Genomic DNA, 16,225 nt, shown 5'->3' on the forward strand with positions numbered 1-16,225 from the left:
TGGCTTTGCGCCATCCGCAGAAGTTTTTTCTCGACGCGTCGTGTCGGACTGCGGCAAGCTTCGCCGTCTTCCAATCGAGAGAGGAACCGGAATGCTCTATGCAATTCTCTGCTACCACAATGAAGACGTGGTCATGTCCTGGTCCAAGGAAGAGGATGACGCGGTGCTGGCCAAGCGCCGCCGGGTCCAGAAAGAGCTTGTCGACAAGGGGCGCATGGGTCCTGCGATCCGCCTCATGCCCACATCTGCTGCGACCACGATCCGCGCATCCGGCAGCGAACAGCTCGTGCTCGACGGCCCCTTTGCCGAGACCAAGGAACAGCTTCTCGGTTTCTACGTGGTCGATTGCGACAATCTTGATGAAGTTGTCGATTTCGCCAAGCGAATGAAGGAAGGCGAGAGCGTCACCTTCGAAATCCGCCCGATGCAGATCTTTGAAAAGGGCAATCTCACTGGAAAGGAAACCCTGACCTTATGACCGAACTGGCCTGGATCGAGAACGCGCTGACAAGCGCTCGCCCACAGGCGATGGGCGCGCTGCTGCGTTACTTCCGCGATCTGGACCGGGCCGAAGAAGCCTTTCAGGAAGCGTGCCTGCGCGCCCTGAAGACCTGGCCGCTCAAGGGACCGCCGCGCGATCCTGCTGCCTGGCTCATCTTTGTCGGACGCAATGCCGCGCTCGACAGCGTGCGGCGCGACCGGCGCAACACCGCCCTGCCACCCGAGGACCGGATTTCCGATCTTGAGGATGCGGAAACCGACATCGCCGAACGGCTGGACGACGCGCATTATCGCGACGACATCCTGCGCCTCATGTTCGTCTGCTGCCACCCGGACCTGCCTGCCACGCAGCAGGTGGCGCTGGCGCTGCGCGTCGTTTCCGGCCTCAGCGTGCGGGAGGTGGCGAGCGCCTTTCTCGTCAATGAACGCGCCATGGAACAGCGCATTACGCGCGCCAAGCGTCGGGTGGCGGAAGCGAACATTCCTTTTGCCGCACCCGATGCGGTGGAGCGTTCGGCACGCCTCGGCGCAGTTGCGACCATGATCTATCTCGTCTTCAACGAGGGCTATTCAGCCTCGGGCGGCGATGAGACCGTGCGCGCTTCACTCTGTGATGAGGCGATCCGGCTTTGCCGCCTGCTGTTGCGCCTGTTTCCGGCAGAACCCGAGATCATGGGGCTTCTGGCCCTGATGTTGCTTCAACATGCCCGAAGCCCCGCCCGCACGGACCCCGAAGGCAAGGCCGTGCTTCTGGAAGATCAGGACCGCACACTCTGGAAGAGGGCGAACATAGATGAAGGGCTGGCGCTGGTCGACAAGGCGCTGCGCCACCGTCAGCCGGGGGCCTATCAGGTTCAGGCGGCCATTGCCGCACTGCACTCTCGCGCCAGAACGGCTGCGGACACGGACTGGGAAGAGATCGACCTGCTCTATCAGATGCTCGAACACCTGACGCCTTCCCCGGTCATCACGCTGAACCGGTCGGTTGCCGTGTCGAAGACGAAGGGGCCGGAAGCCGCATTGAAGCTCATTGCCCCGCTTGCCGACCGCCTTTCGGGCTATTTCTATTTCCATGGTGTTCGGGGCGCATATCTCAGTGAGATCGGGCGCATGGCGGAGGCCCGCGAGGCCTTCAACCGGGCAATCGCCCTTGCGCGCACGCCCGCCGAGGCAAGCCATATTCGCGAACATCTCGACAGGCTGTCCCAACGGGTTTCGGCAGACTGAAGCCTCTCTCCCACTTTATTTCAAGAAAACGCACGCTCACTGTCGGAAGGGCCAAGCGCTGTTCGTCCTTCCGACATGGGCCGACTTTCCGGTCCCCAATGAGGAGAGAGCCATCATGTCCGAAACCAGCGTAACCGTTGATGAAGATCAGGAACTGCCCAAGGTTCAGGGCGGTGTCGCCCCCTATCTGATGGTGGACGGCGCATCGAAGGCGGCCACGTTTTATGAGCAGGCCTTCGCCGCGACCGAAATCCATCGCCATCCCGAGGATGAGAGCGGCCGCACCATGCACATCCACCTCCTTATCCATGGTGGCTCGATCATGCTGAGCGATGCCTACCCGGAATACGGCCAGCCACTGCGTGAGCACTCCGGATACACGCTCACACTGGCCGTGGAGGATGTGGACGGGTGGTGGTCGCGCGCCGTTGGCGCGGGCGTGGAAGTCGTGATGCCGCTTGAGCGCATGTTCTGGGGAGACCGCTACGGGCAGATCCGCGATCCGTTTGGCGTGAACTGGGCCATCACCGGAAAGTAGACCGTCAGAGATCGCGGCGGTTGGTCCGCATCAACCAGCTCCCCAAGCGCCGGGCCAGAAAGAACTGCCGCAAAGGCCGGGGACGCCGCGCTGTCCCCGGCCGTTTTGCCACAATCGCTTTACAGGGCCGTATCTGACGCACTAGGCTGTGTCAGCAAGGGGTGAAGGGCGCTGCCGCACCCCCTGTTCACCGACGCTGAGCGCTATGCCGCGTCACCATCTTCTCACACAAAAGCGATTGAGAGACAGACATGAGCCAGGTCAAAAGCGGCGATGTCGTGAGGATTCATTACACTGGCAAGCTGGCTGACGGCACGCAGTTCGATTCATCAGCCGGACGCGAGCCGCTTGAGTTCAAGGTCGGCAGCGGCCAGATCATTCCCGGCCTCGACCGGCAGATTCAGGGCATGAAGCAGGGTGAGAGCGGAACGCTGACCATTCCTGCCGCAGAAGCCTATGGCGCACGGGACGAAAACCAGGTTCAGGTGGTTCCGCGCACGGCGCTTCCGCCGGAGATGGAAGTGCAGGTCGGCTCCAACCTTCAGGCCACCACCCCGGACGGCAACCAGATTTCGCTGACGGTTGTCGGCGTTTCCGAAGCCGAGATCACCGTCGACGCCAACCACCCGCTGGCTGGGCACGACCTGGTCTTCGAGATCGAGATCGTCGAAGTCGTCGCCGGCTGATTGAGCCGGCCGGGAGCCGCCGCCGCAAAAGCGCCGCGGCTCCCCATATGCCCGCCACTACTGCGGCAATGCATCCTGTGTGAAGGGCTCCACGCAGCTATGGAGGCAGGCGCGCTGCGCAGCCTGCCACTGGATGCACTGACGGGCCTGCTGGCAGCCGCCTTTGATCGGGCAGCCCTTGCCATCGACGCGGGCAGCGATGCGGATGCGCAGATCGCGGCCCTGAACGGGCTTATCGAAGGCCTCGCCACAGCCCCGGCTCCGGTCTCCCCTCCGGCCCCCACTCCGGCCCCCACTCGGCAAGCCTGACATAACCCGACTTTCATATCGGGGCGCCAGCCCCTCCCCCCTGACGGCTCTCTGCAAGGCGCGGTGCATCGCGCCTTGCAGCGCTTCTGGCCGCCATAGCTTCGCCCCCGCAACACGCGGTCGGGGCGCCAGGCGCACCACATCACTGCTCGCCTGCCAGAAATTTCAAATTCACCAAAGAATTACTTTGAAATACATTCACCATAACAATGCAATCATTAAAAATAACTTTTACAAATCAAAGTAAGTATAACAAATATAGTATATCACTTACATTGTTTTTTATTTATAGATGTTGAAATCAAACGAAAACAATATTTAAATAAATACGCGCCTCAGACGAGACGCGTGAAAATTAGTGGAGACGAAAATGACCTACGAAAATATCCGCGAAGTTATCCTGAAGCGCCACTTCCTGAAGCTTCTGTCCTACGGACACTCATGCTGCGCCGTTAATCAGGAAGAAGAATACCAATTTGTATGAGTGCAAAGACAGGGCGCTTTCAAGCGCCCTGTCTCCGACAACGCAGGAGAGTCATATGCTTGCCGAAAAATATGTAACTGCGAAAATGTGGGATGTCCTGAAAGAAAACCTTCCCGAACGCAGTGACGCCGTGCTCGTTCTACAGGTTGAAGAGTTCTTGAAGTTCATGACGATTGCCTCGGATGAAGACACATCCTTCATCCCGCTGAACGCCGAAGTTGATGACATCTGGCATGAGTTCATCATGCAGACCGCGTCCTACGACAACCTCTGCAAGAAACTCCCCGGAAAGCGCTTCATACACCACGAAACCATCAGCATGGAGGAATACAGCAAGAAGGTAGGAAAAGAACAAATGGTAGATCAGATGCTCGAATGGCTACCAAAATACATAAATAGATTTGGACCGTTTACCGATAAAATATCCGACTACTGGACCATATGTCGTTTTCTCAAAAACGAACTCGGCCTTTCACTGGCTCAAATCAATGATATCGGCTCAAAGCAGGCGCAGGAAATCCCACCGCCTCAATCTGGCGAAAAATGAACACACGATTCCTGCAGCGCACGACGCGCGATTTTCTCAAGAGAGGCGGCCAACTTTCATTCGCGATATTTGCAGCCGGCATCAGCGGACTTATATTCTCGGTCGCGCTGGCGACAACCAGCACCCAGGCCGCAGCCGCGCATGGCATGGGGTGGTTTCTCTGCGCCGCCTTCTCCGTCCCACTCTCCGGCTTTCGGATCGTTGTGATTTCTCAACGCAGAAAGCAGTCCCGCCCTTTCAGAATCAAGGGAATGGCAGAAGCCTTTTATCTCCTCTGCGGAAGCCTTTTGCTTCTGTTCGGCGTGACATCAACGACCATTCTCCTCATCTCGGACGATCTGTCTTCGCTGCTCCCAGCCTATCTTGTCTTCTGCGCGATTGGTTTTCCCGTCACCGGCCTGAACGCACTCATGGGAGGCTATCTGGTACGTGCACAGATGGAAAACACTCAGCTCGCCGTCACCTTTCAGGCAATTCTCCTGCAGTTGACGGCAGCAAGCGCCCTTCAGTTTCTTCCAGCAAATCCCGCACTTCTGCTCAGCTTTGTGGGGATGATCAGCCTCACGACGCAGATTTACATCAGCCTGCGCTATTGCATAGCGCTGCGCATCACCAATCACCTCAGAACCCTGTTCCAGCCGACAGGCTCATGGCGCGCAGGCTACGCGATCTCCGGCCAGGCGCTCGCTTCCGGCAGCGATATCATCGTTCTCTCCTCGACATTCTGGCTTGTACTGACAGCCCTGCGCGCAACCGACCCCGCCGCCGCCACCTACACGTCGATCGGCTTCACGATTGTTCGCACCTTCATCGTGCCGCTCAAGTCTTTCGGCGTGGTCGCAGGGCGAATGCTGCGCTCCCTCGACAGAACAGAGAACCTTGAAGCCACCGAGCGCTCCATGTTCATGGCGATTGTTTCGATCTGCGCGCTTCTCTCACTGACACTTCTGGGAATAGCAGCCTGGAATGCGGGCCTGTCTCCGTTCAGCACGAGCTGCTTCTGGACGACAAGCGGACCACTCATCCTGTGCGCCATCGCCATACAGTTCCTGATCGAACCCTGTGCGGCATTCAGGGCCGCAGTGATGAAGGTCACGATGTCGCCGTTTCAGGTTCTGCTGGCGCTTGCCGGCTCGCTCTGGGGCTTTGTGCTGCCCATTGTCGGAGGGCTGTGGTTCACCGGTCGCCTGACACTTGAAGCCACCTGGCTCACCCTCCTCTTCGGACGCCTTCTGTTTGCCTGCCTGCTTCAACTTCAAGCCAGCAATGGCTTACTGGCACCGCGCACCCTGCCCGACCGTTGAGGAGGAGACGAGACATGACAACCAAGATCTATGAAGAACCACCCGGGGGCATCGACATGACCCTGTCAGACTGGTCCTTCCCCGATGCATTCAAGGAGGCGGTGGCGTCACGCCTGCGCAACCTGGACTGGCGGCGCTATCCCGCGAATTCCGCCATGGCCGCGCGGCAATGCATCGGCGCAAGGTTCGGCATGGCTCCAGAAAATGTGCTTCCAACCAATGGCTGCACGGAGGCACTGGATTTGCTGGCACGCTTTGCAGCGACCGAAGCTGCAAGCGTGGCGCTGCCCTCCCCCGGCTATTTTGCATACGGGACGATCATGCAGGCGAGCGGATTGGCCGTCGAGCATTACGACCCGGCGTCCCTCATGAACTTTGTTCCCGACGCCAACAGCCACCTTCTGGTCTGCAACCCGAACAATCCGACAGGCGACTGGCTGTGCGCAGAGGATCTGCATGCCATCCCCGTATCGACCAGACGCCACATCGCCATCGACAGCACGTATGCGTTTTTCCGGCCCGACTTCGGCCCGGCGCTCTTCAGATCCTATCTGGCATACGGCTTCATCAATCTCCTGTCGTTTTCAAAAGCGTTTGGGGTGGCCGGCATGCGGCTCGGGGCGATCATTGCTCCGGCAACTCTGTTGCAGAGGATTTCGAGAAACCAGCCACGCTACATGCTGGATTTTGCGCAGATCACGGCGCTCGGGACCCTGTTTGAGGAGAACTGGTACGCACTCGCTATCCAGGAGGGCCGGCTTGTCCATCAGGCGGCAGTCAGACTCAAAAATCTGCTTGAAACGATACGGGGGCTGAAGGTCTATCCGGCCAACGCGAATTTCGTGAGCTTTCAAAACCGCACGCCGGATGGCAAGGAAATCCTGCCGCGCAGACTTCTTGAAGACCTGCCCTGCAAGATCTGGAACAATGGACTGGTGCGCATGACCATCGACCGAACGCGCGAGGCCGATACGTTCGCAGTACTCAGCCAATGGGCTGATGCTGCCAGACGGAAAACCGGACAGGCATAGCCAGCTTTGAACAGAAGCCGGTCAGGGCTTCTGCGCACCCGTCTTCTCGCCCACCGTCTTCGCGCCCACCGTCTTCGCGCCCACCGTCTTCGCGCCCACTTGGCCCTTTTTCCCAGCCGGTTCGATGACTTCGACCTTGAGACCCGCCACGAGCTCGCGTGCGGCGGAGAAGAATTCCCGGTAGAGAATGGAGGCGAAGATGACGAGACTGACCGCAATCGCCGCCCAGGCGGAGACAAACCACGCAATCATGCCGATCGAGAAGTAGTAGGCGCGAATGCCCTGATTGAAGTTGCGCGCCGCAATCGTGTTGAGCGCGGCCATGATGTAGATTTCTTCCGGGTCGCTTTCCTCGGAATCGTCGGCAGCGCCAAGCATGATGCAGAAATGGTTGAACTGGCGCAGCGAAAGCGTGAACGACAGAAACGCCATCACGAACATCAGCAGAAAGATCACCAGATGCCGCTCGACCGCCGCCTTGTCGACATCGAGCGCCGGCTGCATCACCGTCACCGCGTCCAGCACCGCATTGACCTGCCCGAAGACGGCAATCATCGCCAGAATGATCAGCACCGTCGTGGAGGCGAAGAAAGACACCGCCCCCATGAGATTGCCCGACAGGATTGCATCCATGGGCGTTTCGCGACGGACGGCATTGCGCACCCAGCGATGGCGCTGCGCGCCCATGATGATGGACAGAGACGGCCGGCGCTTCTCCAGCCAGCTGGCGAAGACGGTGTAGAAGATCCAGCACAGGATCGGAAACAGCGATGCCGCGAGCGTCAACGTGCAATCCCTTTCAGCACAAAGAACCAGCGAACCAGACCCGTTCGTTGAAGATCAGGTGAAGATCTTCTCGCCCTGCTCATCGATCATCTGCCGCGCCTTGCGGATCGACTGATCGGCGGCGAATTCAGCGCTGGGGAAACGGTCCGCGCGCACCAGCCGGTGTTCCTTGCGTTCGCCATCCACGTCCTTGGAGATAAGCGCGCAGGTCTGGAACTGGCCGCCTTCGGAGAAGGGCGTCGGCTGGATCGTGAAGCCCTTGTGCTCCACCGCGTCTCCGACAGGCTTTGCCTCACCCGTTTCCGGCGCGCTGCCCCCGCCCCCGAAAAGCCGCTTCAAGAATGACATACGCTTACTCCCGTCAAATTCGATATTTGATATCGTTTTACCCGCAGAAGCATTGCTGCGAAACCATTGCGAACACTCTCTCCTCAGGAGAGGTGCAATACCACCTCGCGCTGGTGCGGATGTGTGCGGTGCTCGAAGAGGTAGATCCCCTGCCAGGTTCCAAGCGCCAGACGCCACCGCACCACCGGAATACCGATGGAAACCTGTGTCAGCGCCGCCTTGATGTGGGCCGGCATGTCGTCGGGACCTTCCAGACGGTGAACCACCCAGCTCATTGAAGCATCATCCGCGGGCGGCACGAGACGGCGAAAGAACACCTCCAGATCCCGCTTCACATCCGGGTCCGCGTTTTCCTGAATGGTCAGGGAGCAGGATGTATGACGCACGAAGACCGTCAGGAGACCGGCCTCAACACCTGCCTCCCTGACGAAATCCTCAACCCGATCGGTAAATTCGTAAAGCCCCGCGCCCATGGTCGACACGGAGAGAATTGCCTGTCGCATCCGGAGGTGGTGCCCCGGCGAGCCGAACCTGTCAAGCGCACCGGAGCGAGCTTATCCCTAACCGAGCGAGCCGATGATGTCGCGATAGGCGGCTTCGGGGAAGGCCTTCACCACCTTCGTGCGCACATTGCCGCCCATGCCGAGCGTCAGCGCAAAGCGCGCCGCAACCTCATCGTCAGGGGCCTCGGACACGGCGACCATGTCGTATTCACCCATGGTCAGATAGAACGCCCGCAGGGTGCCACCCATTTTGGAAAGCGCAGCCTTCGCGCTTTCCAGCCGGTTTGGCGAATCCTTCACATTCTTGATGCCCTGGTCGGTCCAGTTGATGAGAATGATGTAGGTGGTCATGTCACACCTCCCTGCGACGCACACCGGCCACCGACCGGATGCGCCCTTCATCGCCCATACCGCCTGCAACAAATCCTGCCGCCTGCCACACTGGCGTTGCAAGCTGGGCTTTGGAGGTAAAACAGGACCTTACGGAGAATGAAGGAGGCCGGACACGAAGCCCGGCCCTCATCATTCCGAATATGCCCGCGCATGCCGGCGAAAGAACCTGATGCCAATCACCGCGAAGCGAGGATGAAGCGCCGGTTTGACTGGCGCACGGGCCTTGCATTGCCCGAATAGAGCGCCGTGAACCGGCGAATGTCTTCAGCCGCGACCCGCTTTGGTGTGCGCAAAACCATCCAGTCGACGATTTCGGCGCAAGGCGGCGTCGTGAGCGAGCCCTCATAGAACCAATAGGCAAGGTCGTCCGGCAAGAGCCCGCCCGGGTCGACCTCCGCAACCCACGCACTGCCCTGCACCTTGCCAGGAAAGACAGCCGCGAGGCTTTCAAAGCTCTCATCACGCTCTCCCGGCTCAATGAAAACGCCGAGCACGCCAAGGGCCCCGCTTAAATAAACAGAACAAATCAAATTATAGATCAGAAAGGAAAGACGATCACGGACGAATATAGAATTATTGTATTACAAATTCAGATTACAAAAAACCCGGCTTTGCAGCCGGGTTTTTATCGCAGGTCGTAAGTGACCTCTGATTAGCTGTCCAGGAAGCTCCGCAGCTTTCTGGAGCGGCTCGGGTGCTTGAGCTTGCGCAGCGCCTTCGCCTCGATCTGGCGGATACGCTCACGCGTCACCGAAAACTGCTGGCCGACTTCTTCCAGCGTGTGGTCGGTGTTCATGCCGATGCCGAAACGCATGCGCAGCACGCGTTCCTCGCGCGGGGTCAGCGAAGCGAGAACACGGGTGGTGGTCTCACGCAGGTTCGCCTGAATGGCCGCGTCGATCGGCAGGACAGCGCCCTTGTCCTCAATGAAGTCGCCGAGATGCGAATCTTCCTCGTCACCCACCGGGGTTTCGAGCGAGATCGGCTCCTTGGCGATCTTGAGCACCTTGCGCACCTTCTCCAGCGGCATGGCCAGCTTTTCGGCCAGCTCTTCCGGGGTCGGCTCACGGCCGATCTCGTGCAGCATCTGGCGCGAGGTGCGGACGATCTTGTTGATCGTCTCGATCATGTGGACCGGGATGCGGATCGTGCGGGCCTGGTCGGCAATCGAACGGGTGATTGCCTGCCTGATCCACCAGGTCGCGTAGGTGGAGAACTTGTAGCCGCGGCGGTACTCGAACTTGTCCACCGCCTTCATCAGGCCGATATTGCCCTCCTGGATCAGATCCAGGAACTGAAGGCCGCGGTTCGTGTACTTCTTGGCGATGGAGATCACGAGACGCAGATTGGCCTCGACCATCTCCTTCTTGGCGATTGCAGCTTCGCGCTCGCCCTTCTGCACCTGGTTCACGATGCGACGGAACTCGCCGATGGAGATCGCGGTTTCCTGCGCGAGATTCTGGATCTCGGTGCGCAGATCTTCGATCGCCTTGGCTTCGTTCTTCGAGAACTCCTTCCAGCCCTTGCCGGAAAGCGTTGCAACGCGCTCGGTCCAGTTCGTGTCGAGCTCGGACCCCTGATACTCCTTGAGGAAGGATTCGCGCTTCACGCCATAGCTTTCGGCGAGCCGCAGCAGACGGCCCTCGTTCTGCACAAGGCGCTTGTTGATGTCGTAAAGCTGCTCGACCAGCGTCTCGATACGCGCATTGTTGAGCGAAAGCGACTTCACCGAAGTGATCAGCTCGCCCTTCAACTGCTTGTAGCGGCGCTCCTGGCTGCTCGACAGGCTGTCGGCGTCGGCCAGGCTCGATTCCACCTTCTGGTCCTGCAGCTTGCGCAGTTTCTTGTAGGTGTCGGCGATGAAGTCCAGCGTCTCCATGACGCCGGGCTTGAGTTCGGCCTCCATCGCGGCAAGCGACAGGTTGGCCTCATCCTCTTCGTCGTCCTCTTCCTCGCTCTGGCCCTCGCCGCCTACATTGGTGACGTCGTCGCTGCGCGAACGCGCGGACTTGTCATCAGCAGGCTTGTTCTCTTCATCAGGGCGCTGAACGACCGGCGCCTGCTTGGCTTCCGGGCCGGCATAGGTCGCTTCGAGATCGATGATCTCGCGCAGCAGGATCTTGCCTTCGTTGAGTTCGTCACGCCAGATGATGAGCGCCTGAAAGGTCAGCGGGCTTTCGCAAAGCCCCGCGATCATCGTCTCGCGGCCAGCCTCGATGCGCTTCGCGATGGCGATTTCGCCTTCGCGCGACAGAAGCTCGACCGAGCCCATTTCGCGCAGATACATGCGCACCGGATCGTCGGTACGGTCCGTCGGCTCTTTCTTGGTCGTCGTGGCGACAGCCGTTCCCGACTGCGTGGTCAGCTCGCTGCTTTCCTCACTGTCATTGGAATCGTTGTCTTCCGCAGCTTCCTCATCCTCGACCACATTGATGCCCATATCCGAGAGCATCGCCATGGTGTCTTCGATTTGTTCGGAACTGACCTGGCCAGAAGGAAGAACGGCATTAAGCTCGTCCATTGTCACATAGCCGCGCTTCTTCGCGGCCTTGATCATCTTCTTGACTGCGTCATCGGAAAGGTCGAGCAAAGGGCCGTCGGTGCCCTCGCGTTCGGTTTCGACCTCTTCCTTCTCTTTTGTCGCCATGCTTTGCCTTCTCCAACCGAGCGGGGTTCCATGCCACCCCGTCGCCGCCGCTGCAACGGCTGTCCGTCACGACATCCCGCAACCTGATTCGTGGTCTAGCGCCGGCCGCGTTAATGTCGGATTAACCCTGATACTTAGGTGGACTCCCTATCGTGTCCAATTTCAGTATCTTTTCTCTTGCGTGCCGCGCTTTTCGCGGCGTCGGCACAGCCCATTCTCGAATCGAACCTGATTCCTGCATTCCGGCGCAACGTCAAGCCGAAGCACCCTGATTCGGAGTAAAAAAGCGAATCAGAGGGTGATTCTCGTGCTTTTTCCCGTTTCGGCCGGTTTTTAGCCAACCAGATAGGTTTGTCACGCTCAAGATCGATTCGCACGCCCTGATAGAAGACCGAAGCCTTCAATGAGCGCTTCAGTTGCCTGCAGATTGCTCAGCTCCGCCTGGATCTCAGTCAGATGCCGCGCATCCTCTTCATTCCAATCGTTTGCGAGCGCCAGTTCGGCCGCTTTCAGCTCCTTATGTAGAGAGCCTGCGCGCCGGTGCAAGTAGAGGGTCTGCGCAAAAGCCTCCCGCGCATCGTCCAGAGCAGCATTCTCAAGGGCCGGCCACATGTAAGCGCCCTTCACGCGCGCCTCCGCCTGCTTCCAGATCCCGACCAGTCCGTCATCCTCGATCTTTTTGAGGATCATGTCCCGGTCATGCGCGGGGTTGTGCGCCACTGCATCCAGAAGAGACATGCGCAGCCGGCCGAGATCGGCACTGGCCAGAAGCATCTGATCGAGCGCATCGAAATACTCATCCAGAAGGCCCGGATGGTTCACCAGCGTCACGAGGAGGGTTGCCTCGCGCAGCGGCATTGCGGGTTTGGAACTGCGCACCAGAGCCGAGCGGGCCAGGCTTTCGGAAACCGCAAGCCGTCCTGACGCCCCACCGGGCCTGCCGCTGAAACCGCGATTGCGCCCACCACCACCGCCGCCATCGCGGTAGCCACGCTGGCCGCCACGCTTCGACTGCTCGCCCCCAAAGAAGGTGCGCGCACGCTCACGCATGTCCTGGCTGTAGTGGCGCTTGAGGTTTTCGTCGCGGATCTGCGCCGTCAGCGCCTGCAGATTGCGCTCCAGCTCAGCGCGGCGTTCGGGTGTATCGAACACCTTGCCGGAGGTTTCGCGCATCCAGAGCATGTCGGCCAGCGGGCGCGCGCCGGACAGAACCGCCGCAAATGCGTCCGGCCCCTCCTCGCGCACCAGATCGTCGGGATCCTTGCCCTCGGGCAAAAGCGCAAAGCGCAGGCTGCGCCCCGGCTGCACCACCGGCAGGGCGAGATCGGCAGCGCGCCAGGCAGCGCGCAGCCCCGCCTCGTCGCCGTCGAAACACAGGACCGGCTCACCGGTCATGCGCCAGAGCAGTTCGAGCTGGTTTTCCGTGAGCGCCGTTCCGAGCGGCGCAACGGCGTTTTCAAAGCCCGCCTGCGCAAGCCCGATCACGTCCATATAGCCTTCCACCGCGATAACGGTGTCGCCCTTCGCGGACACACGGCGCGCGCGCGCCAGATTGTAGAGCACCGTTCCCTTGTGGAAGAGCTCGGTATCGGGCGAGTTCAGATATTTGGCAGGCACATCCTTGGACATGGCGCGACCGCCAAAAGCGATCACCCGTCCCCGTGCATCCTCGATGGGAAACATGATGCGATCACGGAAACGGTCATAGGAAACCGGGATATCGGGGCCGAACACGACAAGACCGCAGGCCTCGATCTGATCCTTCCCAACGCCCTTGCCGGCAAGAAACTCCTTGAGCGCATTGCGGCTCGACGGTGCGTAACCGATGCGGAAGCTCTGCTGCGTGGCGCTGGAGAGCCCGCGCGAACGCAGATAGGCCCGCGCCTCGGCGCCCTGCTGCTCCTGCAGCATGCTCTGGAAATAGCCTGCCGCCATTTCCATGACCTCGGAGAGTGAGGCGCGCTTCTGCTCGCGACGCTCCGCCTGCGGATCGCGCTGCGGCATCGGCACACCGGCCATGTCGGCAATACGCTCGACCGCTTCGGGGAAGCTTATTCCATCGAGCTCGGAGAGAAAGCGGAAATGATCGCCCGACACGCCGCAGCCGAAACAGTGGTAACGCCCCTTGCGGTCCTCGCAGTGAAAACTCGGGGACTTCTCGCCATGGAAGGGACAGCAGGCCCAATAGTCGCCGCGCGAGGCGTTTGTCTTGCGCCTGTCAAACGTCACACGTGTGCCGATCACCTGCGAAATCGGAACGCGGTCGCGTATCTCATCAAGAAAGGAATTCGGAAAGCGCATTGTTCAGTTCAGAGCCTCTAGCCGCTCCATATAAGCACGTTCGTCGGCGACGGCGAATCGAGATCCGGCTTCTTCACGGTATTCACAGCCCTGCCCCGTCAGGCTGGTACTTCATAACCGCCATACAACTTAACCGATTATTCAAAACAGTGATGCTAAACGCTGGTTCAAAGAACAGCGCGCTGCGCCCGAATGCACGGCCAGCGACTGACAAAACGATCAGGTGGCGGGACACAAAGTGCTTACGGTTTACAATTGCATCGTCAATGAACACGACCCGGGAATGGTGCTTCTCGCCGGGGTCATCGGAGCCATCGCATCCTTTGCAGCGATCATCCTGCTCCAGCATTTATGTAAATCCACCGGCCGCACGCGCTGGTTATGGACCGCCGTTGCCGCAATCTGCTTCGGCTTTGGCGTGTGGGCGACGCATTTCATTGCCATGCTCGCCTTCGCTCCGGGCCTTCCTACGGCATATGACGTGCCGCTCACAGCCGTCTCCCTTCTGCTCGCCATCGTCTTCAGCGGACTTGGCATGTCGGTCGCAGCCCGCCAGAAACTCGATCATCATCTGGTCGGCGGCGCGATTGTCGGCTCCGGCATCGCCGTCATGCACTTTACGGGCATGGCAGCGCTCGAGGTTGAAGGCCGTCTCGTGTGGGACATGGGGCTGGTCGCCGCTTCACTGATTGCCGGCGTCGTTCTTGGCGCACTGGCGATGCGCATTGCGCTCTCCCGCAGCAATGAAGCCAAGACCATCGCCGCGAGCCTGACGCTCACGCTGGCCATCTGCACCATGCACTTCACCGCGATGGGCGCCGTTTCGATCATTCCCGACCCGACGATCACCATCTCGCCCTTCTCCATACCGTCCATGTGGCTGGCCATGGCGGTCGCGTTCGCAGCCTTCATGATCTTCCTGATGACGGCCGTAGCGCTGTGGGTCGACATCCGTGACCGCAGCCGTGCAATCACCGAAGAACGCCGCATGCGCGGCCTCGCCAACGCCGCCATGGAAGGGCTTCTGGTATGCGATGACACCACCATCATCACCGCAAACCAAAGCCTTTGCACACTGAGCGGCCGCCCGCTCGATGAGCTCATCGGCATGGACTTCACCAAGCTCTTCACCTCCATCGAGAAGAATGGCGTCCTTGCCGATGAACCGGTCTGGGAGACCACGCTGAAACATGCGGACGGCACCACGCAGCCTGTTGAACTTCTTTCGCGCGTCATCGATTACAGCGGCAAGCCGCACACCGTCGTCGCTGTGCGCGACCTGCGCGAGCGCAAGAAGGCGGAGGCCGATATCCGCCGGCTCGCCATGCATGACACGCTGACCAACCTGCCCAACCGGCGCAACTTCACCGCCCGGCTGGAAGAAGAGATGGAAGCGCTCCCGGAAGGCAAATCCATCGCGCTTCTCTGTCTCGACCTTGACCGTTTCAAGGAGGTCAACGACCTGTTTGGCCATGCAGCCGGAGACACGATGCTGCGCAAGGTCGCCGACAATGCTGGCCGTGCGCTTCGCCATGGGCAGATGCTCGCGCGCCTTGGCGGCGATGAGTTCGCGATCATTGCACCGGGGCTTTCTGATCCGCGCGAGGCTGCGGCACTCGCTGAGGAAATCCTGCACGCTTTCCGCAAGGAAAACGAGCAGGCGAGCAATGATGGCCTGATGTCCACCAGCATCGGCATTGCGCTTTATCCGCAGGACGCCAGAGATCAGGAGGCCCTGATCAACCACGCAGACACCGCGCTCTACCGCGCAAAGTCCGAGGGCCGCGATACCTATCGCTTCTATGAACACGAAATGGGGCAGGAAGCGCGCGCGCGGCGCATCATGGAGCATGAGCTGCGCCATGCGGTGGGCCGCAGAGAGTTTCACCTCGTCTACCAGCCACAGAAGAAGCTCGATACGGGCGAGCTGATCGGATACGAGGCGCTTCTGCGCTGGAAACACCCCGAGCGCGGCAACATTTCTCCGGGCGTCTTCATTCCGGTTGCCGAGGAAAGCGGCGCCATCGTGCCGATCGGCGAATGGGTTCTGCAGACTGCCTGTAGCGCAGCGGCCAGCTGGAAAGACGATCTCATGATCGCGGTCAACGTCTCCGCCGTGCAGCTGCACAGTGTGAACTTTCCGCAGACCGTACATCGCGTGCTTCTGGAAACCGGCCTCTCTCCGCATCGCCTGGAGATCGAGATCACCGAAACGGCCCTGGTGCGCGACATGCACCGTGCGCTCACCACGCTGCGCCAGCTCAAGGCGCTCGGCATCAAGGTGGCGATGGACGATTTCGGCACCGGCTATTCCTCGCTCTCCAACCTGCGCGCCTTCCCGTTCGACAAGATCAAGATCGACGGCAGCTTCATTCGTCAGGTGGACACCAACGAACAGGCCGCAACCATTGTGAAAGCGGTTCTGGGCATCGGGCGCGGCCTCGGCCTGCCGGTGCTGGCGGAAGGTGTGGAGACCTCCGGCGAGCTCAGCTTTCTCGCCAGCGAGTTCTGTCAGATCGGACAGGGCTATTATCTGGGTCGACCCAGCCCGATCGAGGATGTGCTCCGGGAGTTCGAAACGGGGGAGCAAAAGCGCTCCGACGCGAACGCAGCCTGAGAG

Annotated in this window: 14 protein-coding genes and 1 pseudogene; 8 read left to right on the forward strand and 7 right to left on the reverse strand. The window is 60.0% G+C overall.

Annotation, left to right across the window (positions count from 1 at the left end; all coding sequences use genetic code 11):
• Window positions 1–91: 91 nt before the first annotated feature.
• The 7 genes from JYP46_RS11775 to JYP46_RS11805 all read left to right on the forward strand — a co-directional run bounded on the left by JYP46_RS11775 (window position 92) and on the right by JYP46_RS11805 (window position 6,627).
• A complete protein-coding gene (locus tag JYP46_RS11775; RefSeq protein WP_113155721.1) occupies window positions 92–478 on the forward strand; it encodes a YciI family protein in 387 nt (128 codons plus the stop codon).
• Window positions 475–1,728: an RNA polymerase sigma factor gene (locus JYP46_RS11780; protein ID WP_206548183.1), complete on the forward strand. Its 1,254-nt coding sequence runs from the start codon at window positions 475–477 to the stop codon at window positions 1,726–1,728. Before JYP46_RS11775 ends, JYP46_RS11780 begins: the two co-directional genes overlap by 4 nt.
• Before the next feature lie 115 nt (window positions 1,729–1,843).
• Window positions 1,844–2,266, forward strand: coding sequence for a VOC family protein (locus JYP46_RS11785; protein ID WP_206548184.1), 423 nt, complete (start codon window positions 1,844–1,846; stop codon window positions 2,264–2,266).
• A gap of 251 nt (window positions 2,267–2,517) precedes the next feature.
• Window positions 2,518–2,952, forward strand: coding sequence for an FKBP-type peptidyl-prolyl cis-trans isomerase (locus JYP46_RS11790; protein WP_113155724.1), 435 nt, complete (start codon window positions 2,518–2,520; stop codon window positions 2,950–2,952).
• A gap of 848 nt (window positions 2,953–3,800) precedes the next feature.
• Window positions 3,801–4,292: a hypothetical protein gene (locus JYP46_RS11795; protein WP_206548185.1), complete on the forward strand. Its 492-nt coding sequence runs from the start codon at window positions 3,801–3,803 to the stop codon at window positions 4,290–4,292.
• 251 nt (window positions 4,293–4,543) lie between these two features.
• Entirely contained in the window at window positions 4,544–5,596 is a 1,053-nt protein-coding gene (locus JYP46_RS11800; protein WP_206548186.1) for a hypothetical protein, read from the forward strand.
• A 14-nt stretch (window positions 5,597–5,610) separates the two neighbouring features.
• The gene (locus JYP46_RS11805; RefSeq protein WP_206548187.1) at window positions 5,611–6,627 is read left to right on the forward strand and encodes an aminotransferase class I/II-fold pyridoxal phosphate-dependent enzyme; all 1,017 of its coding nucleotides are present in this window, start codon (window positions 5,611–5,613) and stop codon (window positions 6,625–6,627) included.
• A 21-nt stretch (window positions 6,628–6,648) separates the two neighbouring features.
• On the opposite strand, the gene JYP46_RS11810 is transcribed toward JYP46_RS11805, so the two are convergent.
• The 7 genes and pseudogenes from JYP46_RS11810 to dnaG all read right to left on the reverse strand — a co-directional run bounded on the left by JYP46_RS11810 (window position 6,649) and on the right by dnaG (window position 13,605).
• On the reverse strand, window positions 6,649–7,413 hold the full coding sequence (locus JYP46_RS11810) for a DUF599 domain-containing protein (RefSeq protein WP_206548188.1): 765 nt from the start codon (window positions 7,411–7,413) through the stop codon (window positions 6,649–6,651).
• 54 nt (window positions 7,414–7,467) lie between these two features.
• Window positions 7,468–7,761 (reverse strand): HlyU family transcriptional regulator, encoded by a 294-nt coding sequence (locus JYP46_RS11815; protein WP_206548189.1) that lies wholly within the window; start codon window positions 7,759–7,761, stop codon window positions 7,468–7,470.
• 83 nt (window positions 7,762–7,844) lie between these two features.
• A complete protein-coding gene (locus JYP46_RS11820) occupies window positions 7,845–8,264 on the reverse strand; it encodes a secondary thiamine-phosphate synthase enzyme YjbQ (protein WP_206543959.1) in 420 nt (139 codons plus the stop codon).
• A 57-nt stretch (window positions 8,265–8,321) separates the two neighbouring features.
• Window positions 8,322–8,615 (reverse strand): GYD domain-containing protein, encoded by a 294-nt coding sequence (locus JYP46_RS11825; protein ID WP_113155731.1) that lies wholly within the window; start codon window positions 8,613–8,615, stop codon window positions 8,322–8,324.
• 218 nt (window positions 8,616–8,833) lie between these two features.
• Window positions 8,834–9,166, reverse strand: a pseudogene (locus tag JYP46_RS11830) (carbonic anhydrase family protein); the annotation flags it as partial.
• A gap of 143 nt (window positions 9,167–9,309) precedes the next feature.
• On the reverse strand, window positions 9,310–11,304 hold the full coding sequence (rpoD, locus tag JYP46_RS11835) for an RNA polymerase sigma factor RpoD (protein WP_206548190.1): 1,995 nt from the start codon (window positions 11,302–11,304) through the stop codon (window positions 9,310–9,312).
• A gap of 360 nt (window positions 11,305–11,664) precedes the next feature.
• On the reverse strand, window positions 11,665–13,605 hold the full coding sequence (gene dnaG, locus JYP46_RS11840; protein ID WP_206543961.1) for a DNA primase: 1,941 nt from the start codon (window positions 13,603–13,605) through the stop codon (window positions 11,665–11,667).
• Window positions 13,606–13,843: 238 nt separating this feature from the next.
• Here dnaG and JYP46_RS11845 point away from each other — a divergent pair, with 238 nt between their 5' ends.
• Window positions 13,844–16,222 carry a bifunctional diguanylate cyclase/phosphodiesterase gene (locus JYP46_RS11845; protein ID WP_206548191.1) on the forward strand — a complete coding sequence of 793 codons (2,379 nt, stop codon included), beginning with the start codon at window positions 13,844–13,846 and terminating at the stop codon, window positions 16,220–16,222.
• Window positions 16,223–16,225 lie beyond the last annotated feature (3 nt).

The sequence above is a fragment of the Nitratireductor aquimarinus genome (assembly GCF_017255295.1).
Lineage (GTDB): Bacteria > Pseudomonadota > Alphaproteobacteria > Rhizobiales > Rhizobiaceae > Nitratireductor > Nitratireductor aquimarinus.

Excerpts from the sequence above, each read along its gene's own strand:
- rpoD (WP_206548190.1), bottom strand. The coding sequence starts at position 11,304 with ATGGCGACAAAAGAGAAGGAAGAGGTCGAAACCGAACGCGAGGGCACC.
- JYP46_RS11800 (WP_206548186.1), top strand. The coding sequence starts at position 4,544 with ATGGCAGAAGCCTTTTATCTCCTCTGCGGAAGCCTTTTGCTTCTGTTC.
- JYP46_RS11775 (WP_113155721.1), top strand. The coding sequence starts at position 92 with ATGCTCTATGCAATTCTCTGCTACCACAATGAAGACGTGGTCATGTCC.
- JYP46_RS11780 (WP_206548183.1), top strand. The coding sequence starts at position 475 with ATGACCGAACTGGCCTGGATCGAGAACGCGCTGACAAGCGCTCGCCCA.
- dnaG (WP_206543961.1), bottom strand. The coding sequence starts at position 13,605 with ATGCGCTTTCCGAATTCCTTTCTTGATGAGATACGCGACCGCGTTCCG.
- JYP46_RS11795 (WP_206548185.1), top strand. The coding sequence starts at position 3,801 with ATGCTTGCCGAAAAATATGTAACTGCGAAAATGTGGGATGTCCTGAAA.
- JYP46_RS11825 (WP_113155731.1), bottom strand. The coding sequence starts at position 8,615 with ATGACCACCTACATCATTCTCATCAACTGGACCGACCAGGGCATCAAG.
- JYP46_RS11820 (WP_206543959.1), bottom strand. The coding sequence starts at position 8,264 with ATGCGACAGGCAATTCTCTCCGTGTCGACCATGGGCGCGGGGCTTTAC.
- JYP46_RS11785 (WP_206548184.1), top strand. The coding sequence starts at position 1,844 with ATGTCCGAAACCAGCGTAACCGTTGATGAAGATCAGGAACTGCCCAAG.
- JYP46_RS11815 (WP_206548189.1), bottom strand. The coding sequence starts at position 7,761 with ATGTCATTCTTGAAGCGGCTTTTCGGGGGCGGGGGCAGCGCGCCGGAA.
- JYP46_RS11790 (WP_113155724.1), top strand. The coding sequence starts at position 2,518 with ATGAGCCAGGTCAAAAGCGGCGATGTCGTGAGGATTCATTACACTGGC.
- JYP46_RS11805 (WP_206548187.1), top strand. The coding sequence starts at position 5,611 with ATGACAACCAAGATCTATGAAGAACCACCCGGGGGCATCGACATGACC.